Below are 23,241 nucleotides of genomic sequence, written 5' to 3' on the forward strand. Positions count from 1 at the left end.
CACGTTCTTCTTATGTTCTTTCTGCGTCATGGCTCGCAATGCCCGTGGCGCAACGATCAACAGCACCAGCACCCGCTTCAACCTGCCGGAGCGGGAGGCGGATGGCGACTGGCTGGATGCCCGCGAGGCGATCGACGGTGCGCCACCGCCGGTGCGTACCAGCGTGGGCCTGCTCACCCCCCGCACGATCATCAGCTACAACCGGTCGCCCGACATCGGCTTCGATCGCTCGGTGAACCCCTACAATGGCTGCGAACATGGCTGCATCTACTGCTTCGCGCGACCGAGCCATGCCTTCCATGATCTGTCCCCGGGCATCGACTTCGAGACACGGCTGTTTGCCAAGCCGGATGCGCCTGCGCTGCTCCGGGCCGAGCTTTCGAAGCCCGGCTACCAGGTCCGGCCGATCGCCTTCGGCACCAACACCGATCCCTATCAGCCGATCGAAGCCGACTGGCGGATTGCTCGGGCATGCATCGAGGTGCTGTCCGAGTGCGACCATCCGCTGACCATCACCACCAAGTCCGACCGCGTGGTGCGCGACCTGGATCTACTGGCGCCCATGGCGACGAAGGGCCTCGTCTCCGTCGCGATGTCGATCACTTCGCTCGATCCTGTGATCGCCCGCACCCTCGAACCGCGCGCGCCGCACCCGCGCAAGCGGCTCGCCGCAGTGGCCGCCCTCACCGCAGCCGGAATCCCCTGCTCCGTCTCCGTAGCCCCGGTGATCCCCGCGATCACCGATGGAGAGCTGGAGCGCATCCTGGAACAGGCGGCGGCCGCGGGCGCATGCGGCGCCTTCTTCCTCCCCGTCCGTCTGCCCTGGGAGGTCGCCCCGCTGTTCCGCGCATGGCTCGACACGCATTTTCCGGACCGTGCCGAAAAGGTGATGGCAATCCTCCGCTCCTTACGCGGCGGGCGGGTCAACGATCCGAACTTCTTCACGCGCATGCAGGGCTCGGGCCCCTGGGCCGAGTTGATGCGGACCCGGTTCCGCATCGCGATCCGCCGCTACGGACTGGAACGCGGGCGTGCGCCGCTGAACTGCGACCGGTTTCGCCGGCCGAGGGGACGGCAGGGCGATCTGTTCGACTAAGCGGGCTGTAAGGGAACCGCCGGGGGCTCCGCGCGCTCTCCACCCCGGAGACGCCATGACCCGTACCTACATAGCCGCGGCGGTCGCTACCGCCCTGATCGTGACGCCGACGCTTCCTGCCTCGGCACAGACAGCCCGCACCATCTCCCGGTCCGACAAGGCTCAGGGTGCGCAGGCCCATCCCCAACTGCTGTCGGAGTTCGGCGGCGCCTATACAGGGCCTCAGGCGGCGTTCGTCGAACGGGTCGGCAAGCGCGTGGCCGTCCAGTCCGGTCTCTCGAACGCGCAGGGCGACTTCACGGTGACCCTGCTCGACTCGCCGGTCGAGAACGCGTTCGCGATCCCCGGTGGCTATGTCTATGTCACGCGCCAGTTGCTGGCGTTGATGAACAGCGAGGCGGAACTCGCAGCGGTGCTCGGCCATGAGGTCGGGCATGTCGCCGCGCGACATTCGAACAAGCGCAACACCCGGGCGACCCTCGGGGGACTTCTGTCAGCCGGCGTGGGCTGGCTCACTGGAAGCGACGTCCTGGGACGCATCGCCAGCACGGGCACGCAGCTCTACACCCTGGGGTTCAGCCGCTCGCAGGAATATGAGGCGGACGGCCTGGGGGTCCGCTATGCCACCGCCGCGGGCTATGATCCCTATGGCATGTCTGCGATGCTTCGCCAGCTGAACGACGACCAGACGCTCGCCGCCCGGATCGAGGGTCGGCAAGCCGATGCGGTGCCGACCTGGGCGAGCACCCATCCGAACGGTGCGGATCGTGTCGCTCGCGCGCGCCAGCTTGCGCAGCAGATGCGCGCCGCGCCCGCTTCGAACGTCCAGGACACCGCGTTTCTGCGCATGCTCGATGGCCTGCCGTATGACGACAACCCGGCACAGGGGATCATCGAGGGCCAGACCTTCCGCCATCCGCAGCTGCGGCTGCAGTTTACTGCTCCAGCAGGCTACAAGATCGACAACGGCACCGATGCGGTGACAGTCGCGGGAACCGGTGGGCAAGCGCAGTTCCGGGCCGCGGCCGCCACCACCGACCTGTCCGGCTTCGTACGAGCGCGCCTGGGGGAACTTGGCGCTCGGGACACGTCTAGTGTCGAACTGCGGAGCGGCGAGGTGAACGGGCTTCCGATGGTGCAGGGCACCGTCTCCGCGACCAGCAACGGCCGCACGGTGGATGCGACCGTCGTAGCCTATCGCTTCCCGTCCGCCACCTATTACTTCCTCGTGGTGACGCCCTCGGGCAATCGCCTCGGCGCCTTTGCGAGCATGGTGTCCAGCGTGGCGCAACTGTCGCCGCAGGCAGCCGCCGCGATCAAGGGGAAGCGGATCCGCATCGTGACGGTGAAAGCCGGCGACACGATCGACAGCCTCGCGCGCCAGATGGCCTATCCGAACTACCAGCGGGAGCGGTTCGTAACCCTCAACGGTCTTGAGGACACGCCCACGCTCACGCCGAGCCGACTGGTCAAGCTGGTCGTCGCCGGCTGAGCTTCAGGCGACGGCCGCCAGCCGCTTCGAGTCGGCCGCGCGCAGGTTGGCGGACGTGATCCCCGGCAGGCGCTCGACGTGGCTGGTGAGTTCCCCATCGAGCAGATAGTCGCGCCCTAGCAGCAGATGCGCCGTGGTCTCGCCCGCTGCGGTGACTTCGGCCCAAACTTCACCCCGCGCGCCGCGGTGTCCGGCCAACAGGATCGCCAGCGCCGGGAGCGCCGTGGCGTCGTCGACCTTGAGTTCGAGGGTCAGTCGGACGCTGTTTGCCAGCGCCTCGAATGGCTTCACCGCCTTCACCGTCACGCGCGCGCTTTCGTCGCCGGGGCGACGATCGAGTTCGAGCGTCATGAGCCCGCACCCGCCGAGCTTGCTGGCTTCCTCCAGCGCATCGGCGGCAGCATCCTCGAAACAGGTGGCGATGCACTGGCCGCTCGCGTCCGACAGGGTCGCCATCATGTACCGCTTGCCGCGCGCGGACGTACGCCAGCGCGCATCCTCGACCAGTGCGGCAACCGTAGCCCCCGAACGACCGCCCTCCGGCACCGGCGTGTCGGCGAGCGCCGCGATGCTGCGCGCGCCATGGACCTTCGCGAGATGCGCATAGCGGTCGAGCGGATGGGCAGAGAAGTAGAACCCGAACGCCTCGCGCTCTGCCGAGATCGCCTGCGTCATCGACCAGTGCGCATCCGGCAGCCGGATCGCCGGCTCGGCCGCGCCGCCGCCGATGCCGAACAAGCCGCCCTGGCCGCTCAGCTTGTTCTCCTGCGTCCGCGCCGCGACTCCCAGGACGATCTCGGCAGCGCCCGCCACCGCGGCGCGATCGGGCACGATGCTGTCGAAGGCACCGGCAGAAGCGAGCGTTTCCAGCTGGCGCTTGTTGAGCAGCCGCGGGTCCGCGCGATGGGCGAAGTCGTCCAGCGTCTTGAAAGGACCGTTTGCGCGGCGCTCCTCGACCAGAAGCTCCATCGCCCGCTCGCCCACGCCCTTGAGCGCCGCGAGGGCATAGCGAACCGCCAGTCCGTCGCCGTGCGGCTGCACGTCGAACTCCGCCTCGCTCGCATTGAGGTCGGGCCCCAGGCAGGCGATGCCGAGCCGCTTCATGTCGTCGACGAAGATGGCGAGCTTGTCGGTCTGCGCCATGTCGAAGCACATCGACGCGGCGAAGAACTCGTGCGGGTAATGCGCCTTCAGCCAGGCGGTCTGGTAGGCGAGCAGCGCATAGGCGGCCGCGTGCGATTTGTTGAAACCATAGCCGGCGAACTTGTCGATCAAGTCGAAGAGCTCGTTGGCTTTCGCCTCGGGAATGTTGTTCACCTTCGCGCAGCCCTCGACAAAGATCGAGCGCTGCGCGTCCATCTCCGCCTGCACCTTCTTGCCCATCGCGCGACGCAGCATGTCGGCGCCGCCCAGGCTGTAGCCGGCCAGGATCTGGGCGGCCTGCATCACCTGTTCCTGGTAGACGAAGATCCCGTAGGTCTCCTTCAGGATCGGCTCGAGCAGGTCGTGCGGATAGACGATCTCCTCGCGGCCCGCCTTGCGCGCCCCGAAGCTCGGGATGTTGTCCATCGGACCCGGCCGGTAGAGCGACACGAGCGCGATGATGTCGCCAAAGTTGGTCGGCCGCACGGCAGTCAGCGTGCGGCGCATGCCTTCGGATTCCAGCTGGAACACGCCGACCGTCTCGCCGCGCTGGAGAAGCGCATAGACCCCCTCGTCGTCCCACGGCAGACTGTCCAGATCGACGGTGACCCCGCGCTTGGCGAGCAGCTGCACGCCCTTCTTCAGGACCGACAGCGTCTTCAGGCCGAGGAAGTCGAACTTCACCAGACCCGCGCCCTCGACATATTTCATGTCGAACTGGGTGACCGGCATGTCCGAGCGGGGGTCGCGGTACAGCGGCACCAACTCGGCCAGTGGCCGGTCCCCGATCACCACGCCGGCGGCGTGAGTGGAGCTGTGGCGTGGCAGGCCCTCAAGCCGCATCGCAAGGTCGAGCAGGCGCCGGACATCGTCCTCGCGCTCATATTGGTGCGCAAGCTCGCTGACGCCATTGATCGCGCGTTCGAGCGTCCACGGATCGGTCGGATGGTTCGGGACCAGCTTGGCGAGCCGATCGACCTGGCCATAGCTCATCTGCAGCACGCGGCCGGTGTCCTTCAACACCGCGCGCGCCTTCAGCTTACCGAAGGTGATGATCTGCGCCACCTGATCACGGCCGTATTTCTGCTGGACGTAGCGGATCACTTCGCCACGCCGCGTTTCGCAGAAGTCGATGTCGAAGTCGGGCATCGACACGCGTTCCGGGTTGAGGAAGCGTTCGAACAGCAGACCGAGCTTGATGGGGTCGAGATCGGTGATCGTCAGTGCCCAGGCGACGGCCGATCCGGCGCCCGAGCCGCGACCCGGACCCACCGGAATGTCGTGGTCCTTCGCCCATTTGATGAAGTCGGCGACGATCAGGAAATAGCCGGGGAAGCCCATCTGGATGATGATGCCGACCTCGAACTCCAGACGTTCGAAATACTCCGGGAAGCGCGCCCGCAAGGCGGGTTCGTCGAGCTCCGTCCCCTCCCCGTCTTCCAGTTCCACGATCTTGCGAAGCCGCGCCACGAGCCCGGCGAAGGCGTCTTCGCGCAGCCGCGTCGCCTCGCCTTCGCGATCACCGGCAAGGCTGGGCAGGATCGGCTTGCGCTTCGGAGCGGCCACGGCGCAGCGCTGCGCCACCACCAGCGTGTTCGCGATCGCCTCCGGCAGGTCCTCGAACAGCGCCCGCATCGTGTCCGCGGGCTTCATCCAGAGATCAGGAGAACTCCGCTGGCGGTCCTCGCTTGCGACATAGCTGGAGCTCGCAATGCATAGCATCGCGTCGTGCGCTTCGTGGAAATCGGGATCGGCGAAGCAACAGGGATTCGTGGCGACCAGCGGCAGGTTGCGGTCATATGCCAGATCGAGCAGCGCCGCCTCTGCGCGTTGCTCGATCTCCTCGTTCCGCCGGCAAAGCTCCACATAGAGCCGGCCGGGAAACAGCGCCTCCAGCTGGTCCGCATAGGCAAAGGCCGCTGTCTCCTGCCCCTCCGCGAAGAGACGGGCGAGCGCCCCTTCGCCGCCCGCGGTCAACGCCAGCAGGCCATCGGTGCACCCTTCAAGCGCCGAGAGTGGCACATGGGCGGGGATCTCGACCGGGCGATCGAGATGCGCCTTCGACACTAGCGCGCAGAGGTTTTCGTAGCCGCGCATGTCCTGCGCATAGAGGGCCAGCCAGTCGAGCGGCGGCTCCACCCCCTCCGGCACCGGGCGCGCAACGCTGAGAAGGGTGCCGATGATCGGCTGCACGCCCTCGGCCTTGCAGGCGTCCGAGAATGCCATCGCCGCGTAGAGGCCGTTACGGTCGCTCAGGGCGATCGCGGGAAACCCGAGCTTGGCAGCCTTCTTCGCGATCACCTTGGGATCGATCGCGCCTTCGAGCATGGTGAAGGAGGAAAAGGTGCGAAGTGGTACGAACCCGGAATGCGGCATGCCCGATGCCTAGCCCAGATCGCGTGATTCTTCCAGCGCGCCGACCGGTGGAACGTCCGCGGCGACCCGCCGTTCTGGTCCGAACCGAACGGGAGTTGCGCGATGGCCGATTTTCGAACTTCCTCCCAGGATCCGTTTGCCGCCTTTCCCGGAACGGGCGCCGGATGGGGCTGGATCCTCCTCTATGGGATCGCCTCTGCCATTCTAGGGCTGCTCGCCTTCGCCTGGCCCTTCTCCGCCACCGTCGCGGTCACGATCGTGGTCGGAAGCTTCTTCCTGATCTCCGGCGTCCTCGCGATTATTGCGGGCTTCGCGGGGAGAGGACATGACGTCCGCGGCTATTCGATCGCCTACGGCATTCTTTCGGTCATTGTGGGCCTGATGCTGATGTTCCGGCCCGTGGCCGGCGCGATCTCCCTGACCCTGCTGGTCGCGATCTGGCTTGCGGTGCGCGGGCTGATGGAAATTCGCTGGGGCCTGAAGCTTCGCCGGCTCCGTGGGCTGATGCTGGTCCTCGGCGCGGTGAATCTGGTGCTGGCCATCCTGATCCTGGCGACCGTGCCATTCTCCGCGCTGACCCTGCCGGGCTACATCCTCGGCTTCAGCTTCCTGCTCGGCGGCATCACGGCGATCGCGAGTGCGATCAGCCACCGCGCGGGTGCACCCGCCTTCGACGTATCCCGCTGAACGATCAGGCGCCGAGCAGACGCTCGATATCTGCGGCGATCGCCTCTGGCTTGGTAGTGGGAGCATAGCGCGCCACCACCTTGCCGGAGCGATCCACCAGGAACTTGGTGAAGTTCCACTTGATCGACTTGCTGCCAAGCAAGCCGGGAGCCTCGGCCGCAAGAGCGCGGAAAAGCGGCGCTGCATTCTCCCCGTTGACGTCGATCTTCGCGTATAAGGGGAAGGTGACATCATAGGTCAGCGAGCAGAAGCTCGCGATCTCGGCAGCGTCGCCGGGCTCCTGGGCGCCGAACTGATTGCAGGGGAACCCCAGCACCGAAAAGCCCTGGTGGGAATACCGCCGCTGCAGCGCCTCGAGCCCCTCGTACTGCGGCGTGAAACCGCACTTCGACGCAACGTTGACGATCAGCAGGACCTCGCCGGCATGGTCGGCAAGCGTGTCGACACTGCCGTCCGAACGCGTCACGGGAAGATCGGTGATCGTGGTCATCGGCGGCTCCTGCTCAGTCCAATTTGCCTTCGTGTAGGCGCACGACACGATCCATTCGCTGGGCAAGGCGTTCGTTGTGCGTGGCGATCAGCGCTGCGGACCCCTCATGGCGAACCAGGCGCAGGAACTCGGCCAGGACCACATCGGCCGTCGCCTCGTCCAGATTGCCAGTAGGCTCGTCCGCGAGCACGAGCGCCGGCTGCGTAGCCAAGGCACGCGCCACCGCCACCCGCTGCTGTTCGCCGCCGGACAACTGGCTGGGGCGATGCCCCAGTCGATGGCCAAGTCCCAGTGCCGTCAGCAGCGCCTGCGCACGCGCCTCGGCGTTCGGCCGGTCGCTCCCAGCGATCAACTGCGGCAGCACGACGTTCTCCACCGCGTTGAAGTCCGGCAGCAGGTGATGGAACTGGTAGATGAAGCCCAGCCGCTCCCGCCGCATCGCCGTACGTCCGGCGCTGTCCAGACGCGCCGCCTCGACGCCGGCGATCCGGATCGATCCTTCGAACCCGCCTTCGAGGAGGCCGACCGCCTGGAGCAGGGTCGACTTGCCCGAACCCGACGGCCCGAGCAGCGCGACGATCTCGCCGGGCTGGACCAGCAGGTCGACGCCACGCAGCACGTGGATCGTCTGTTCCCCCTGGGTGAAGCTGCGGCGCAGCTCCTGGGTCTGCAGGACGGGATCAGTCATAACGGAGCACCTGCACGGGATCGGTGTTGGCGGCCTTCAGGGCCGGATACAGCGTGGCGAGGAAGGCCAGCAGCAGCGCGACGACGGAGATGGCGGTAATTTCCACCGGGTCGACCTTTGACGGCAGCGTGGTCAGGAAGCGGACGGTCGGGTCCCAGATGTTCTGGCCCGTCACGAGCCCGATGAATCCGACCACGCTTTGGCGGAAGTGGAGGAACACGAAGCCCAGCACGAGCCCTGCCCCGACGCCGAGCGCCCCGACGGTCGTGCCGACCGTCATGAAGATCCGCAGCAGGCTCGCCCTGCTTGCCCCCATGGTCCGCAGGATCGCGATGTCGCGCGTCTTGGCGCGCACCAGCATGATCAGCGACGACAGGATGTTGAACACGGCAACGAGGATGATGATCGACAGCACGGTGAAGGTGACGATACGATCGACCGCGAGCGCCTCGAATAGCTGCGAGTTGAGCTGGCGCCAGTCGACCAGTCGCCCACGAGCGCCCACCTTGTCCGCCAGGGGCGCCAAGATGCGCTCGACGCGATCGGCATCGTTGGTGTTGATCTCGACCATGTTCACGCCGTCGCCGAGCATCAGCAGGGTCTGCGCATCCTCCATCGGCATGATGACGAACGCCTTGTCATAGTCGTAGACGCCGACTTCGACGATCGCTCCGACCCGATAGCTCACCATCCGGAGCGCGGTGCCGAAGGGCGTCGCCGGGCCTTGCGGGTTGATGATCGAGATGTCGCTCCCCACCGACGCGCCCAGGGACTCCGCCAGGCGCGACCCGATCGCGACCGTTCCGCTGTTGGGCACGAGCGACGTGAGCGAGCCGGCCTTCACATTGTCGCGGATCGTGGGATTGCCCAGGATGTCGGGCACCTCCATGCCGCGTACCAGCACGAAATCGGACCTGCCTTCCAGCGTCGCGAACAGCGGCTGCTCGATCAGCGGGGTCGCCGAAGTCACGCCGGGTGTCTTGCGCGCGTCGTCCAGAACCTGCCGCCAGTCCCGCAGCACGCCGTTGTAGCCTTGCACCACTGCGTGGCCGTTCAATCCCACGATCTTGTCGAACAGCTCCGCTCGAAAGCCGTTCATCACGCTCATCACGATCACCAGGGCGGCAACGCCCAGCATCACGGCGATCAGGCTGATCCCGGCGACGAGGGCGATGAACGCCTCCCCCCTTCCGGGCAGGAGGTAGCGTCGGGCGATCATGCGCTCGTAGCTGGACAGGAGCATCGGCTGGGCAGGTCTCGCAAGAGAAACAGATGAGCACGCCTGTAGGTGGCGTGGCGGAGAGAGGCAATCTGCCCTGTTGCCGAATGAACACACGGTTAAGCGATTCTCTTAGGAGAGCGGCGCAGGCTGGTGACAAGGTCCGGCGCGCGACGTAGCAAGTCCTCACGAAACGCAGGCAAACAGGCCGTGGTTCGGGGAGGCTTTCAAGCCCCGCTGTCCTTAAGGGGAAGCAGCGCGCGGGCAGGAAGCTGACAAGGGGGCTGACGAGTGATCGTCACGCAGGCGCTCGGATCGGAAACGGTCCGAGCGTTTGTCGTTTCGGGTTCCGCCGGTCCTCTTGAAAGGCCAATCCCGTTCACCAAATCCTCTGATGAGCGATGCCTTCGGGGTCGCTCGGGAGCCGGGCAGATGCCGGCATCCCAGACAAGCAACTTGCTCATTGGAGGATTTGCATGCGCCAGTTCGATTTCACCCCGTACCGCCGTTCGACGATCGGCTTCGATCGCCTTTTCGACATGCTGGAGGCTTCGGCCCGGCAGGCCTCGTCGGAGAATTACCCGCCGTTCAATCTCGAGCGCCTCGCCGAAGACCGCTATCGCATCACGCTCGCGGTCGCCGGCTTCAAGCCCGAGGAGATCGACATTACCGCACAGCAGAACATGCTGCTGGTGACGGGCAAGAAGGCTGCCGAGACGGATGCACAGCGTAGTGCATTCCTGCACCTTGGCATCGCCAACCGCAGCTTCGAGCGTCGCTTCGAACTCGCCGATTTCGTGCGCGTGGAAAGCGCCAACCTCGCCGACGGCCTGCTCGTGATCGAGTTGGTTCGCGAGGTTCCGGAAGCAATGAAGCCGCGCAAGATTGCGGTCTCGACCGGTGCGGCTCCGGCCGTGGAGCACCTTCCGGCCGGTGACCATCAGGAGGCACAGGCCGCCTGATCCAGTTTACCGACTAAGGCGCGTCGCTCCCTTGCGCGCCGAAGCAGGGGCGCTCGGGCGATGGCCCGGGCGCCCTTTGCATGTCCGGGGCTGGCGCGATGCCAGCCCTTCCCGCTCAGACGAGCCGCGACTGCCGGACCGCGGCCTCGATGAAGCTCGCGAACAGCGGGTGCGGATCGAACGGCTTCGACTTGAGCTCCGGGTGGAACTGTACGCCCACGAACCAGGGGTGATCCGGCCGCTCGACGATCTCGGGAAGCGTCTCGTCGGGCGAGGTGCCCGACACCACCAGGCCACCGCGCTCCAGCACATCGCGATAATGCGTGTTCACCTCATAGCGGTGACGGTGCCGCTCGCTGATCTCGGTGCCGCCGTAGATCGAGGCGACAACGCTGTTGCCCGCAAGCTTCGCCGGATAGGCGCCGAGGCGCATCGTGCCGCCAAGGTCGCCGCCGGCTTCGCGCTTCTCCAGGCCTTTTTCCGACATCCACTCGGTGATCAGACCAACCACCGGCTCCTCGGTCGCCCCGAACTCGGTGGTCGATGCCTTGGCGATACCCTGCTCCCGCGCTGCCTCGACGCACGCCATCTGCATGCCGAGACAAATTCCGAAGAACGGCACCGCGCGTTCGCGTGCGAAGCGGACGGAGGCGATCTTGCCCTCGGACCCGCGCTCGCCGAAGCCGCCGGGCACCAGGATCGCGTGCATCGGCTCGAGCTGGCTGGCGATAGTCTCCTCGTCGCGCTCGAACAGCTCGGCGTCGAGCCAGCGAACGTTGACCTTCACCCGGTTGGCGATGCCACCATGGACCAGCGCCTCGTGCAGCGACTTGTACGCGTCGGGGAGGCCGACGTACTTGCCCACCACGCCGACCGTCACTTCGCCCTCGGGGTTCGAAAGTCGCTCGACGATGTTCGACCAGCGATCGAGCCTGGGCGGTTCGCCCGGCTCGATGCCGAAGGCGCGCAGGACCTCGGAGTCGAGCCCTTCGCCGTGATACTGGAGCGGCACCGCGTAGATGCTCGACGCGTCGAGCGCCGGAATGACCGCTTCCTTGCGGACATTACAGAACAGCGCGATCTTGGCGCGCTCACCCTCCGGCAGCGGCTGCTCGCAACGGCAGACCAGCACGTCCGGCTGCACGCCGAGCGCCGCGAGTTCGCGGACCGAATGCTGGGTCGGCTTGGTCTTCAGCTCGCCGGCTGCGGAGATATAGGGCACCAGCGTCACATGGACGCTGATCGACTGGCCGCGGCCGAGTTCGTTCTTGAGCTGACGGATCGCCTCGATGAACGGCAGCGACTCGATGTCGCCGACGGTGCCGCCGATTTCGCAGAGCACGAAGTCCAGATCGTCGGTGTCCGCCTGGGCGAACGCCTTGATCGCATCGGTCACATGCGGGATCACCTGGACGGTTGCGCCCAGATAGTCGCCACGCCGCTCGCGCGCGATGATCTGCTGATAGATCCGGCCCGAGGTGACGTTGTCCGACTGGTGCGCCGCGACGCCCGTGAAGCGTTCATAGTGACCAAGATCGAGGTCGGTCTCCGCGCCGTCGTCGGTCACATAGACTTCGCCGTGCTGATAGGGCGACATCGTGCCGGGATCGACGTTCAGATACGGATCGAACTTGCGGATGCGGACCTTGTAGCCCCGCGCCTGAAGCAGCGCCGCGAGGCTGGCTGCCATGAGTCCTTTGCCGAGCGACGATACCACGCCGCCGGTGATGAAAATATACCGCGCCATGGGAGGAAACGCCTAACGTGTAGCAGCCGTGCTGCGCAAGCGCGCGATGCCTCGCGCGCTCAACAAAAGCGACGGATGGTTTGAAAAAAGAAGGTTAGCGGGCGATCGGGACCGCGCCGTTCTCGGCCGGAGCCGGAGCCGCGAGGTTCGCGGGCGCCCCTGCATCCGCGGGAGCGGTCGGCGCCGCGGGAGCGGCCGCAGGTGCCGTCGGGCGGGCGAGCGAGGTGTCGATCGCATCGTGCCGCGTAGCCGCCAGCACGGCGAGCAGGATGCTCATCGCGATGAACAGCCCCGCCAGGATCGCAGTGGAGCGCGTGAGAAAATCGGCCGCGCCGCGTGCCGACATCAGGCCCGACGGGCTACCGCCCGTGGTCAGGCCGCCCCCTTCCGAACGCTGCATCAGGATCACCGTCACGAGGAGCGCAGCGATGATGGCATGAACGACGAGCAGGAAGGTGAACATGTCGGGACAGCGATCCGAATTTTTCTGGGATGGCGGCGACATAGGCGAGCGCAGGCGGGGGATCAACCGGAACGGATCGACGCACCCGCAACATTTCGCGACGCCCGGGAAACTTGCCCCACTCAGGGGCGTTCACCTCCCGGTCAGCTCCATCGCGGACGAAGCATAACGTCATGGGAGAAAACGTGAAACCGTTCTCCGAGAACTCGCTCGGGAGGTGGATGCGCGGACTGGTCGATTACGTCCGGTCCGGTGAACCCGACCTGACCAATCGCCAGATGGCGCTGATGCTGCTTGTCTATCTCGAGCCGGGCCCGCATACGGTGCGCGGCTTGGCGCGGGCATTGAACGTGTCGAAGCCGGTCGTCACGCGCGCCTTGAACAGGCTGGGCACCCTCGGCTATCTGCGCCGTCAGCGCGACGAAGCGGACAAACGCAACATCTTCGTCGCACAAACCAGCGAAGGGGCAGATTTTCTTGCAGAGTTCGGGCATTTCCTCGCGGACGATCGAGTCAGCGAGCTCGTTGCCCGAAGGGCAACCGCGTAGCCGGTTTTCGCTCGCGGGACGCTCTTCGATCCTGGACGCGCGCGTCGATGCCGCGCGCCGTGACCTAGCCGACATCCGCCTCGCAACGCGCGTGTTCGCGCCGCATTACGCCCTGTCGGTGCCGCGCACCGCGGGCCGCAGCACACCGGTTCTGGCGCAGGCCGGCGTCTTGGAAAGCGTTCGTTCGGAAGTGCTTGCGGGCGAACCCTTCGACGCTCTGGAATTCTCCGGCAACCATATCTGGGGCGCATCGCCGGTCGACGGGAGTGTTGGCTTTGTCGACGCGGACGCCTTCACGGCATTCTGGACGCCGACCCACGTTGTCGCCGTGCGAAACGCCAAGGTTCGGGCGCTGCCGTCGCTCGACAGCAACAGCGTCGGCGAGCTGGCGATGGGGAGCTGCGTGGCCGCCCTCCGTTCCGGCGAATCGGCGTTCGAAGTGGACGGCGGCTATGTCGACGCGGACGCGCTGCTGCCGCTCGACGATCTTTCACTGGACATCGCGGCGGCAGCCGAGCGCCTGGTGGGCGCCCCAGCGCGTCCTGGTGGGCGCTCGGGCGCCGGCCTCGACACCGCGGGGCTGGTCTTTCTCTCGCTTCAGCTTGCCGGCATCGAAGCGCCCCGCTTCCTGGATCTTCAGTCGACGGAGATGGGCATGAACCTGGCCGAGACCGCGCCCTTCGTGCGGGGCCAGATCCTCTTCTTCCAGGACGATGCGGCAGTCGTGCTGGATGCGCAGAACGCCGTTCATGTCGGCGCGACGGGCGTTGGACGGGCACCCATCGCGGCGTTGATCGCCACCCATGGTCCTATTGTCCGGAGGCGGCAGCCTTGACCGCGACCATCTTCATAGATGGTGCCGCCGGCACCACGGGCCTCGAGATTCGCGAACGACTGGCCGGCCGGCCTGAAATCTCGCTGGTCACGCTCGACGACAGTCGGCGCAAGGATCCGGCCGCGCGGCGGGAAGCGCTGAACGACGCCGATTTCGTCATCCTATGCCTGCCCGACGACGCTGCTCGCGAGGCCGTGTCGCTGATCGAGAACGATCGCACGCGGGTGATCGACGCCTCGACCGCGCATCGAACGTCCGAAGGCTGGGTCTATGGAATGGCGGAGCTGGAACCTGCCCAGCCGGCCCTGATCGCCGAAGCCGCACGGGTTGCGAACCCGGGCTGCTATCCCACCGGTTTCCTCGCGCTGGTGCGCCCGCTCGTCCGCGCAGGGCTCATCCCGCACGACTGGCCCGTCAGCGTGAATGCCGTCTCCGGCTTTTCCGGCGGCGGTCGATCGATGATCGAGGAGTATCAGCAGCCGAACCCGCCGGCGTTCCGCGCCTATGCAATGGCGCTCGGCCACAAGCACGTCGCCGAGATGCAGCGCCACGCACGGCTCGCGCATCCGCCGATCTTCACGCCTGCCGTCGCGAACACCTATCGCGGCATGGTGGTGGAGGTTCCGCTGCCGCTCCACGCGATGACGCCCCGCCCCACGCTCCCAGCGATTGAGGGGGCGCTCCAGGACGCCTATCGTGGCTCTCCTGTCGTGCGTGTCGGGTCGGCGGAGGCGCCGACCGTCTCGATCGAGGAAAATGCCGGATCGGACCGGCTGACCGTACGCGTCTTCGGCAATGCCGTGACTGGCCAGTTGCGGCTCGTCGCCACGCTGGACAACCTCGGCAAGGGGGCGGCAGGAGCCGCGGTGCAGAACCTCAACATCATGGCCGGGTTCGATCCCGCCGCTGGACTGGTCCTCTAAGCGCAGCCGTTTGGCGATCCTGCGGGTTGCGCGCCGCGGCGGGCCGGCTATCGCAGGCCCGGAGCTAGAATAAGGGAGTGTATATGAGACAGCCGGTCGGCAAGCTGCTGCTGTTCGGGGCCACGGGCGACCTGGCGCAGCGCATGTTGCTGCCTTCGCTGTACGGCCTCCATGCCGACGGGCTGCTCCCGGAGGGGCTCACCATCACGGGCACCGCACGTCACGACCATGACGACGCCGGCTACCGCGCGTTCGCCAAGACGGCACTCGATGAGCATCTCCCGGCGGACCGGCAGGACGAGGCGGCGGTCGCAGGCTTTCTCGACCGCCTGCACTATCACGCGATGGACGCATCCCAGGTCGAAGGCTTCGCCGGTCTCGCCGAGAAGCTGGGTGACATCTCCGGCGGCCTCGCGATTTTCCTGTCCACCGCCCCGTGGCTGTTCGCACCCACGATCAAGGGGCTCGAGTCGGCAGGCCTCGCCGGCTCCAATGTGCGGATCGGGCTTGAGAAGCCGCTCGGCAACGACCTGAAGTCCAGCCGCGAGATCAACGACATCGTCGCCGAGGCTTTCCCCGAGGATCGCACCTTCCGGATCGACCATTATCTCGGCAAGGAAACGGTCCAGAACATCCTGGCGCTGCGCTTCGGCAACGCCATGTTCGAGCCGATCTGGAATGCCCGCGGCATCGACCACGTCCAGATCACGGTCTCGGAGACCGTCGGTCTCGAAGGTCGCGCCGGATATTATGACGATGTCGGCGCGCTGCGGGACATGGTCCAGAACCACATGCTACAGCTGCTCGCGCTGATCGCGATGGAGCCGCCGGCCCGTTTCGACGGCACCGCCATTCGCGACGAGAAGGTGAAGGTATTGCGTTCGCTCCGGCCGATCGGACCGGCCGAGGTCCAGTCGGAAACGGTCATCGGCCAGTATCGCGATGGCGCCGTCAACGGTGAGATCGTCCGCGGCTATGTGGACGAGCTCGAGAAGCCCTCCAACACCGAGACCTTTGTCGCGGTGAAGGCGCATGTGGACAGCTGGCGCTGGCAGGGCGTGCCCTTCTACATGCGTACGGGGAAGCGGCTGGCAGCCCGCCAGTCGGAAATCTCCATCCAGTTCAAGCCGGTGCCGCACTCGATCTTCGCCGAGCGCGGCGGCATGCTCCAGCCCAACACGTTGGTGATCCGCCTGCAGCCGGAGGAATATATCCGCCTGCTGGTGATGGCGAAGGAGCCGGGGCTCGACCGCGAAGGCATCCGCCTGCGCGAGGTGCCGCTGGATCTCTCGCTGACCACCGCCTTCGCCAGTACCCGTCGCCGCATCGCCTATGAGCGCCTGCTGCTCGATCTGATCGAGGGCGATCCGACACTGTTCGTGCGCCGGGACGAGGTCGAAGCGCAATGGGCCTGGATCGATGCGATCCGCGCGGGCTGGAAAGCGAACGACATGAAGCCCAAGCCCTATGCCTCGGGCAGCTGGGGCCCCACCGCCAGCGTCGCGCTGACCGAGCGCGACGGGGTGACGTGGAACGAGTGAACCTTCCCCGCCCCGCTCCGTTGGTTCGGAGAGGAGCGCAGGACCAGCTCCGGTCCTGCGCCGGCGGCCGGCAAGCAGGATGATCGAATGACCGAGATTGAATGGTGGGAATATGACGACGCGGCCGAGATGGCCGACGCCGTCGCCGGGGACGTGCAGTTCATCATCGAGAGCGCGATCGACGCTCGCGGCGCGGCGGTGATCGCGCTGCCGGGCGGCAAGACGCCCCAGCCCATCTACGAGAAGCTGGCAAAGGCCAAGCTCGACTGGAAGCGGGTGACGATCGTCCCGACCGACGACCGTCTCGTGCCGATGGGCGATGAGCTGTCGAACGTCACGGGGATCGCCAAGGTGTTCCTGCCCAAGGGCGCACGCGTGCTGCCGCTGACCAGCGAAAAGGCGGCAGATTATCGCGCGGCAGGCCGAGCAGCGGATGCCCGCCTTCAGGACGTGCACTGGCCGCTCGACCTCTGCCTTCTCGGCATGGGAACGGACGGGCACACCGCCTCCATCTTCCCCGGGCCCGATCTCGACGAAGCGCTTCAGGGCCCGAAGGAGCGCCGTGCGCTTGGCGTCATGCCGGACCCGCTGCCGCCAGAGGCGCCGGTCGCTCGCGCCACCCTTTCCCACTCCGCAATCGCCTCCTCGCGCTCGCTGATGATCGCCATCAGCGGCGCGAAGAAGCGCGAGGTGCTGGAGCGCGCGATCAGCGAGGGCGCCGGCTCTACGCTGCCGATCGGGCGCGTGCTGTCCGAGGTCGAACTGCCGGTCGACGTGCACTGGAGCGAATCATGACGCTGCACTCCGAAATCGCGGCGGTCACCGACCGCGTCATCGCCAACTCGCGCGACCGCCGGGCAGCCTATCTGTCGCTGATCGACCGGGAGCGCGAGAGCGGCGTCGACCGGCCGATGCTGGGCTGCGCGAACCTCGCGCACGGCTATGCGGGCACGGACGAAGACCGCGACTTCATGCGGCCGGCGAAGAACATGAACGTGGGCATCGTTACCGCCTACAACGACATGCTGTCCGCGCACGCCACCTACTACCGCTACCCCGAGCAGATGAAGGTCTGGGCGCGCGAGGCGGGCATCACCGCGCAGGTCGCCGGCGGCGTTCCGGCCATGTGCGATGGCGTGACGCAGGGCTATCCGGGCATGGAATTGTCGCTGTTCAGCCGCGACACTATCGCCCTTTCGACGGCCGTCGCCCTCAGCCACGGCATGTTCGAGGGCGCGGCATTGCTCGGCATCTGCGACAAGATCGTGCCGGGCCTGCTGATGGGGGCGCTGCGCTTCGGTCACCTCCCGATGGTCATGGTGCCCGGCGGCCCGATGCGGTCGGGCCTCGCCAACAAGGACAAGGCCGCGGTCCGTGAGCGCTATGCCGAGGGCAAGGCGACGCGCGAGGAACTGCTCGATGCGGAAATCGCCGCCTATCATGGCAAGGGCACCTGCACCTTCTACGGCACCGCCAACTCCAACCAGATGATGATGGAGGCCATGGGCCTGCACGTCCCCGGCGCCGCGTTCGCCAATCCAGGCACCAAGCTGCGCCAGGAACTGACGCGCGCCGCGGTTCATCGCCTGGCGGAGATCGGCTGGGATGGTGAGGACTACCGTCCGCTCGGCCGCTGTGTCGACGAAAAGGCGATCGTCAACGCGGCCATCGTGCTGCTGGCGACCGGCGGCTCCACCAACCACCTGATCCACCTGCCCGCGATCGCACGCTGCGCCGGCATCGTGCTGGATTGGGAGGATTTCGATCGGCTGTCGAAGACCGTGCCGCTGCTTGCGCGAGTCTATCCGAACGGCGCCGCGGACGTGAACATGTTCGAGGATGCCGGCGGCCCCAGCTTCGTGATCCGCGAACTGCTGGGCGCCGGCCTGCTGCACGGCGACGTGATGACGATCGCAAAGGACGGCATGGCCGCCTACGGCCGCAAGGCCGAGGTCGAGGCCGACACGCTCGTCTGGCGCGAGCATGGGGAGCGTTCGGCGGACGAGGCGATCGTCCGCACCGTTGACGCGCCCTTTTCGCCGGAAGGCGGGTTCCGCATTCTCCAGGGCAATCTCGGCCGCGCCTGCATCAAGGTGTCGGCGGTCGAGCGGGACCGCTGGATCATCGAGGCGCCCGCCCGGGTCTTCTCTGACCAGGCGCAGGTGCAGGAAGCGTTCAAGGCCGGCGAGCTCGACCGCGATGTGGTGGTGGTCGTCCGCCACCAGGGTCCGCGCGCCAACGGCATGCCCGAACTCCACAAGCTGACCCCGCCGCTCGGCGTGCTCCAGAACCGCGGCTTCCGCGTGGCGCTGGTCACCGACGGCCGCATGTCGGGCGCGAGCGGCAAGGTGCCGTGCGCGATCCACCTGTCGCCCGAGGCGCTGGGTGGCGGCCCGATCGGCAAGGTGCGTGACGGCGACATCGTCCGCCTCGATGCCGAAGCGGGGGTGCTCACCGCGCTGGTGGATCCGGCGGAGTGGGAGGCACGCGAACTGGCGTCGGCACCGGCGGCTGCGGACGGCACCGGCCGCGAACTGTTCGCGCTCATGCGTCATGGCGCCAGCGAGGCCGAGGCTGGCGCCTCGGCGATGCTTGCGATGGCAGGCTTTTAAAAAACGACCCGCGGGGAACCGGGCACAGGGAGAGGATGCGGAATGGAAGTCGTTGCGGTTGATATCGGGGGCACGCACGCGCGCTTCGCCATTGCCGAGGTAGAGGGCGGCCGCGTCGTCCACCTCGGCGAGCCGGTGACGCAGAAGGTGGCCGAACACGCCACCTTCCCGCTTGCGTGGGCGGCCTTTGCCGAGCGGCTGGACCGACCGGTCCCGCGCGCGGCAGCGATCGCGCTCGCCTCGCCGATCAACCCCGAGCTCATCAAGCTCACCAACAACCCGTGGATCATCCGGCCGCCGCTCATCAAGGAGCGGCTGGACGTCGACGCCTATTCGCTCATCAACGACTTCGGCGCGATCGGGCATGCCGTCGGGCAGCTCGACGGAGACGCCTATGTGCATCTCTGCGGCCCGGACGTCCCGTTCCCGGAGCGCGGCTCCCTCACCGTCTGCGGCCCGGGCACCGGCCTGGGCGTCGCGCAGGTGTTCCGCGAGGGCGGCGAATACCACGTTATCTCCACCGAAGGTGGGCATCAGGATTATGCGCCGCTCGATGAGATCGACGACGCGATCATCCGCCGCCTGCGTCCGACCTATACCCGCGTGTCGGCCGAGCGGGTCTGCGCGGGTCCCGGCCTCGTCCACATCTACGAGACGCTGGCGCAGATCGAGGGCAAGCCGTTCGTCCACCTGGACGACAAGCGGCTGTGGCAGCTCGCGTTCGAGGGCGGAGACAAGCTCGCCGTCGCCGCGCTCGACCGCTTCTGCGTCTCGCTCGGCGGCGTCGCCGGCGACCTCGCGCTCGCACACGGGCCGACCGGCGTCGTCATCGCGGGAGGTCTCGGGCTGCGCCTCAAGGATCGGCTGATCGAGTCCGGCTTTGGCCAGCGCTTCGTGGCAAAGGGGCGTTTCCAGCAGCTGATGAACACGATCCCAGTCAAGATCATCACCCATCCCCAGCCCGGCCTGTTCGGTGCCGCGGCCGCCTTTGCCCAGGAGCACGCACGATGACCTTCCCCGAGATCCAGACCATCATGAACGCGGGTCCGGTCATTCCGGTGCTGGTGATCGAGGACGCCGCTACGGCCCGGCCGCTTGCCGAGGCTCTGGTCCGCGGCGGCATCCGCACGCTGGAGGTGACGCTGCGCACCCCGGCTGCGCTCGACGCGATCCGTGAGATGAAGAAGGTCGAGGGCGCGATCGTCGGCGCGGGCACGGTGGTGAACCCGAAGCAGTTCGCAGACGCCGTGGACGCCGGCGCCGAGTTCATCGTGTCGCCGGGCCTGACCGAAAAGCTCGCAGCGCCGATCATCGAGAGCGGCGTGCCGTTCCTCCCGGGCATCGCCAACGCCGGCGACATCATGCGCGGCCTCGACCTCGGCCTCACCCACTTCAAGTTCTTTCCCGCAGAGGCATCGGGCGGGCTGAAGGCGCTGAAGGCGCTGGCCGCTCCCTTCTACCAGGCGCGCTTCTGCCCGACCGGCGGCATCACGCTCGCGAGCGCCCCCGAATGGCTCGCGTTCGATCCGGTCCTCTGCGTCGGCGGCAGCTGGCTCGCGACGGGCACGATGGAAGAAGTCGAGGCAAAGGCGCGTGCGGCTGCCGAGCTGAAGCGCTGAAATCAGGCGTGGGTCGCCTGCCGTCCGCACTGCTGCCGGCGCTCGCGGTCGTCCTCTCGGGGACGGCTGCGGCCCAGCCGCGGCTGATTACGTCCCCCGCGCCGCTTCCTCAGGATCATGCGCACCCGCGCGTGTTCCTGGCCGGCAGCATCGACATGGGCAAGGCGACGGACTGGCAAGCCGAGTTCGTGAAAGCACTCGGCGACCTCGATGTGACGATCCTCAATCCGCGTCGGACGGACTGGAACCCGACCTGGAAGCCCGAAGCGAGCGAACCCCACTTCCGCGAACAGGTCGAGTGGGAACTTAGCGCGCTCGAGTCCGCCGACGTGATCGTTCTCTATCTCGCACCCGGCACCCAAAGCCCCGTCAGCTTGCTGGAGATGGGGCTGCATGCGCGGTCGGGCAAGCTGATCGTGCTGTGCCCGCCCGGCTTCTGGCGCAAGGGCAACGTCGACATCACCGCCGAACGCTACGGCATCCGGCAGGTGGACAGCATGGAAGCGCTCACCGCGGAAGTACGCCGGCGGCTCACCAGCGCCAAGCGACCGAACTAGACGATCTACATCTCCCCGCGCGCACGGCGGATCGCGTACCATTTGCGCACGTTGGCATTGTGCTGTTCGAGCGTGTCCGCGAACACATGCCCGCCCGTGCCGTCCGCGACGAAGTAGAGCGCGCTGGTCGCGGCGGGATTGAGCACCGCGTCGATCGACTCCCGCCCCGGGTTGGCGATTGGACCGACCGGCAGCCCGGGAGAAGCGTAAGTGTTGTAGCCGTTCTTCGCGCTCAGTTCCGATCGCAGGATCCGCCGACCGAGCGGCCGCCCCTTGGTCACCGGGTAGATGACGGTCGGATCTGCCTGAAGCGGCATGCCCTGCTTGAGGCGGTTGCTGTAGACGGCTGCGACCATGCGGCGCTCGGCCGCCTTGCCGGTCTCCTTCTCCACAATCGAGGCGAGAGTCAGAACCTCACGCGGAGTATGAACTGCGGCAGTGGGCTTGCGCTGTTTCCAGGCGACGGCGAGATAGTCGCGCATCGCCTTCTGCATCTGGTCCAGGACCTGCTGCCGGGTGTCGCCGCGTTGGTAATTGTAGCTGTCCGGAAGGACGCTGCCTTCTTCGGGGATCGCGACCGACCCCGTGAGATAGGGGGCCCGCATCAGCGTCTCATGCACGAGAACAGAGGGCATGCCCTCCGGCACGGTGACCCAACGCTGGATGACCTTCCCGCTCTGGAGGAGCTCGAGCACATCGGACTGGCTCGCGTGCGCTGGAACCTCATACTCGCCCGCGCGGATGGGAGCGTCCGAGCCGAACACGCGGGCGAACAGCAGGAACCGGTTGGCAGAGCGGATCGCCCCCGCCTTCTCCAGTTCGGTCGCCGCGCGGGAAAGGCTGGCGCCGCTGGGCACCACCACCGACAGGTTCTTCTCTGCGGGGCCCGCTCCGGTCCAGCTGCTGGCCACCCAGAACAGGGCGGCCAGCAGGGCCAGCGCGAGCATCATTCCCAGGTATCCAGGACGGCGCATCAGCCGCAAATCCTTCGGTGCGGCGATGCGCCGTTCATCAGATCGCCTTCATCACCAGCGATGCGTTGGTGCCGCCGAAGCCGAACGAGTTGTTCAGGATGGCCTTCACCTTGCGCTCTTTGGCCACGTGCGGGACCAGGTCCACGCCCGCGCAGTTCTCGCTCGGGTTATCGAGGTTCAGCGTCGGCGGAACGATGCCGTCGCGCATCGCGAGGATGCAGAAGATCGACTCGACCGCACCCGCGCCGCCGAGCAGATGGCCGATCGCCGACTTGGTCGAGCTCATCGAGACCCCGTCCATCGCGCTGCCGAACAGGCGGCGGACCGCCCCCAGTTCCAGCTCGTCGCCGAGCGGCGTTGAGGTCCCGTGCGCGTTGATATAGTCGATGTCCGACAGCGACAGACCCGACTTGCGCAGCGCCATCTCCATCGAGCGGAACGCGCCCGAACCTTCCGGATGCGGTGCCGTCACGTGATAGGCGTCCCCGGACAGGCCGTAACCAATGACCTCGGCATAGATCTTCGCGCCGCGCTTCTTGGCGTGCTCATACTCCTCGAGCACGACCACACCCGCGCCTTCGCCCATGACGAAGCCATCGCGGTCGCGGTCGTAGGGCCGGCTGCCCTTGGTCGGATCGTCCCGGAACCCGGTCGACAGCGCACGTGCCTGGCCGAAGCCCGCGATGCCGATCGGGCAGATCGCCCCTTCAGCGCCGCCCGCCAGCATCACGTCCGCATCGTCCATCGCGATCATCCGCGCGGCGTCGCCGATCGAGTGCGCGCCGGTCGAGCAGGCGGTTACCACCGCATGGTTCGGCCCCATCAGGCCGTACTTGATCGAGACCTGGCCCGAGATCAGGTTGATCAGGCGACCGTGCACGAAGTGTGGCGAAACCCGCTTGGGCCCCTTGGCAGCGAGCACCAGCGATTCGCTCTCAATTCCCGGAAGGCCGCCGATGCCGGAGCCGATCGAGCAACCCGCGCGATAGCGCGCTTCCTCGCTCATGTCGGTAAGACCGGCGTCCTCGATCGCCTGACCCGCGGCGTCGATGCCATAGACGATGAACGGATCGACCTGACGCTGGACCTTGTGGTCCACCCGCTTGTTCGGGTCGAAGCCATATTCATGGTCGGCCGGCTTCACTTCACAGGCATAGTTGCTGTGGAAGTCGGTTGCGTCGAAGCGGGTGATGGTGGCGGCGCCAGACTTGCTGGCGATGATGTTCTTCCAGGCCGTTTCGACATCGGCACCCAGCGGGGTGACGAGGC

Annotated in this window: 21 protein-coding genes; 13 read left to right on the forward strand and 8 right to left on the reverse strand. The window is 66.9% G+C overall.

The window, feature by feature from the left end; translation table 11 throughout:
- Positions 1-28: 28 nt before the first annotated feature.
- Together ABDZ92_RS09050 and ABDZ92_RS09055 are read left to right on the forward strand one after the other, a co-directional pair.
- Positions 29-1,096 carry a PA0069 family radical SAM protein gene (locus tag ABDZ92_RS09050; protein ID WP_125959594.1) on the forward strand — a complete coding sequence of 356 codons (1,068 nt, stop codon included), beginning with the start codon at positions 29-31 and terminating at the stop codon, positions 1,094-1,096.
- Positions 1,097-1,151: 55 nt separating this feature from the next.
- Entirely contained in the window at positions 1,152-2,588 is a 1,437-nt protein-coding gene (locus tag ABDZ92_RS09055) for a M48 family metalloprotease (protein WP_125959593.1), read from the forward strand.
- A 3-nt stretch (positions 2,589-2,591) separates the two neighbouring features.
- Here ABDZ92_RS09055 and dnaE read toward each other — a convergent pair whose 3' ends face one another.
- Positions 2,592-6,107, reverse strand: coding sequence for a DNA polymerase III subunit alpha (gene dnaE / locus ABDZ92_RS09060; RefSeq protein ID WP_125959592.1), 3,516 nt, complete (start codon positions 6,105-6,107; stop codon positions 2,592-2,594).
- Between the two features lie 102 nt (positions 6,108-6,209).
- Here dnaE and ABDZ92_RS09065 point away from each other — a divergent pair, with 102 nt between their 5' ends.
- Positions 6,210-6,794 carry an HdeD family acid-resistance protein gene (locus ABDZ92_RS09065; protein ID WP_125959591.1) on the forward strand — a complete coding sequence of 195 codons (585 nt, stop codon included), beginning with the start codon at positions 6,210-6,212 and terminating at the stop codon, positions 6,792-6,794.
- Positions 6,795-6,798: 4 nt separating this feature from the next.
- Here the strand turns inward: ABDZ92_RS09065 and ABDZ92_RS09070 are convergent, their stop codons facing one another.
- Genes ABDZ92_RS09070 through ABDZ92_RS09080 form a run of 3 tightly spaced genes read right to left on the reverse strand, consistent with a single transcriptional unit; the run spans position 6,799 to position 9,215 of the window.
- The gene (locus ABDZ92_RS09070; protein WP_125959590.1) at positions 6,799-7,284 is read right to left on the reverse strand and encodes a glutathione peroxidase; all 486 of its coding nucleotides are present in this window, start codon (positions 7,282-7,284) and stop codon (positions 6,799-6,801) included.
- A 13-nt stretch (positions 7,285-7,297) separates the two neighbouring features.
- Positions 7,298-7,972, reverse strand: a complete 675-nt coding sequence (locus ABDZ92_RS09075) for an ABC transporter ATP-binding protein (protein ID WP_125959589.1) — start codon at positions 7,970-7,972, stop codon at positions 7,298-7,300.
- Positions 7,965-9,215: a lipoprotein-releasing ABC transporter permease subunit gene (locus tag ABDZ92_RS09080; RefSeq protein ID WP_125959588.1), complete on the reverse strand. Its 1,251-nt coding sequence runs from the start codon at positions 9,213-9,215 to the stop codon at positions 7,965-7,967. The genes ABDZ92_RS09075 and ABDZ92_RS09080 overlap by 8 nt, the downstream gene beginning before the upstream one ends.
- A gap of 452 nt (positions 9,216-9,667) precedes the next feature.
- Here ABDZ92_RS09080 and ABDZ92_RS09085 point away from each other — a divergent pair, with 452 nt between their 5' ends.
- Entirely contained in the window at positions 9,668-10,153 is a 486-nt protein-coding gene (locus tag ABDZ92_RS09085) for an Hsp20 family protein (protein ID WP_125959587.1), read from the forward strand.
- Between the two features lie 115 nt (positions 10,154-10,268).
- On the opposite strand, the gene pyrG is transcribed toward ABDZ92_RS09085, so the two are convergent.
- Entirely contained in the window at positions 10,269-11,900 is a 1,632-nt protein-coding gene (gene pyrG, locus ABDZ92_RS09090) for a CTP synthase (protein WP_125959586.1), read from the reverse strand.
- 94 nt (positions 11,901-11,994) lie between these two features.
- Positions 11,995-12,363, reverse strand: a complete 369-nt coding sequence (gene secG / locus ABDZ92_RS09095; RefSeq protein WP_125959585.1) for a preprotein translocase subunit SecG — start codon at positions 12,361-12,363, stop codon at positions 11,995-11,997.
- Positions 12,364-12,584: 221 nt separating this feature from the next.
- Between secG and ABDZ92_RS09100 the strand changes: the two genes are divergently transcribed.
- The 9 genes from ABDZ92_RS09100 to ABDZ92_RS09140 all read left to right on the forward strand — a co-directional run bounded on the left by ABDZ92_RS09100 (position 12,585) and on the right by ABDZ92_RS09140 (position 20,998).
- Positions 12,585-12,911, forward strand: coding sequence for a MarR family transcriptional regulator (locus ABDZ92_RS09100; RefSeq protein ID WP_125959725.1), 327 nt, complete (start codon positions 12,585-12,587; stop codon positions 12,909-12,911).
- Positions 12,889-13,746 carry an NlpC/P60 family protein gene (locus ABDZ92_RS09105; RefSeq protein ID WP_125959584.1) on the forward strand — a complete coding sequence of 286 codons (858 nt, stop codon included), beginning with the start codon at positions 12,889-12,891 and terminating at the stop codon, positions 13,744-13,746. Before ABDZ92_RS09100 ends, ABDZ92_RS09105 begins: the two co-directional genes overlap by 23 nt.
- Positions 13,743-14,669, forward strand: coding sequence for an N-acetyl-gamma-glutamyl-phosphate reductase (gene argC, locus ABDZ92_RS09110; protein ID WP_125959583.1), 927 nt, complete (start codon positions 13,743-13,745; stop codon positions 14,667-14,669). The genes ABDZ92_RS09105 and argC overlap by 4 nt, the downstream gene beginning before the upstream one ends.
- An 83-nt stretch (positions 14,670-14,752) precedes the next feature.
- Complete coding sequence (gene zwf, locus ABDZ92_RS09115) at positions 14,753-16,210, forward strand: glucose-6-phosphate dehydrogenase (protein WP_206432139.1); 1,458 nt, start codon at positions 14,753-14,755, stop codon at positions 16,208-16,210.
- An 87-nt stretch (positions 16,211-16,297) separates the two neighbouring features.
- On the forward strand, positions 16,298-17,005 hold the full coding sequence (pgl, locus tag ABDZ92_RS09120; RefSeq protein WP_125959581.1) for a 6-phosphogluconolactonase: 708 nt from the start codon (positions 16,298-16,300) through the stop codon (positions 17,003-17,005).
- Entirely contained in the window at positions 17,002-18,822 is a 1,821-nt protein-coding gene (gene edd / locus ABDZ92_RS09125) for a phosphogluconate dehydratase (RefSeq protein WP_125959580.1), read from the forward strand. The genes pgl and edd overlap by 4 nt, the downstream gene beginning before the upstream one ends.
- 42 nt (positions 18,823-18,864) lie before the next feature.
- The gene (locus ABDZ92_RS09130) at positions 18,865-19,833 is read left to right on the forward strand and encodes a glucokinase (RefSeq protein ID WP_125959579.1); all 969 of its coding nucleotides are present in this window, start codon (positions 18,865-18,867) and stop codon (positions 19,831-19,833) included.
- Positions 19,830-20,441, forward strand: coding sequence for a bifunctional 4-hydroxy-2-oxoglutarate aldolase/2-dehydro-3-deoxy-phosphogluconate aldolase (eda, locus tag ABDZ92_RS09135; protein WP_206432138.1), 612 nt, complete (start codon positions 19,830-19,832; stop codon positions 20,439-20,441). The genes ABDZ92_RS09130 and eda overlap by 4 nt, the downstream gene beginning before the upstream one ends.
- Before the next feature lie 8 nt (positions 20,442-20,449).
- Entirely contained in the window at positions 20,450-20,998 is a 549-nt protein-coding gene (locus tag ABDZ92_RS09140) for a nucleoside 2-deoxyribosyltransferase domain-containing protein (protein ID WP_241211751.1), read from the forward strand.
- 5 nt (positions 20,999-21,003) lie between these two features.
- On the opposite strand, the gene mltG is transcribed toward ABDZ92_RS09140, so the two are convergent.
- Positions 21,004-21,972 (reverse strand): endolytic transglycosylase MltG, encoded by a 969-nt coding sequence (gene mltG / locus ABDZ92_RS09145; protein WP_125959577.1) that lies wholly within the window; start codon positions 21,970-21,972, stop codon positions 21,004-21,006.
- A gap of 37 nt (positions 21,973-22,009) precedes the next feature.
- Positions 22,010-23,241 (reverse strand): beta-ketoacyl-ACP synthase II (gene fabF / locus ABDZ92_RS09150; RefSeq protein WP_343762491.1); only part of this gene is annotated, 1,232 nt, incomplete at its 5' end.

This window comes from Sphingomonas molluscorum, from assembly GCF_039522995.1.
Lineage (GTDB): Bacteria > Pseudomonadota > Alphaproteobacteria > Sphingomonadales > Sphingomonadaceae > Sphingomonas > Sphingomonas molluscorum.